This window comes from Acinetobacter sp. USHLN143, from assembly GCF_037145695.1.
Taxonomy (GTDB): domain Bacteria; phylum Pseudomonadota; class Gammaproteobacteria; order Pseudomonadales; family Moraxellaceae; genus Acinetobacter; species Acinetobacter fasciculus.
The window spans coordinates 1-268 of the sequence record NZ_JBBCWZ010000278.1 but is presented as its reverse complement, the minus strand read 5'-3'; the positions used below and the strand labels follow the sequence as shown (position 1 = coordinate 268).

Below are 268 nucleotides of genomic sequence, written 5' to 3'. Positions count from 1 at the left end.
TTCAGGCCAGCATGCTGAAGAGTTCTTGAAAGGCTGGCAGGGCTATCTAGTCTGTGATGATTACAGTGGTTATAAAGCACGTTTTAAATCAGGCCAGGTGATTGAGGTGGGGTGCATGGCCCATGCACGTCGTAAATTCCATGAACTGCATGTGACCGGGAAAAGTCAGGTTGCTGAACAGGCCTTAGTGCTGATTCAGAAACTGTATGCGATAGAAGCAGAACTCAGGAAAAAGACCGATGGTACAGCGGAAGACCGCCGCGAATAC

1 protein-coding gene is annotated in these 268 nt (G+C 48.9%); it reads left to right on the top strand.

Annotation, left to right across the window (positions count from 1 at the left end; all coding sequences use genetic code 11):
* Window positions 1-268: IS66 family transposase (locus WFH18_RS18625; RefSeq protein WP_336755449.1), on the top strand; the 268-nt coding region annotated here is incomplete at both ends.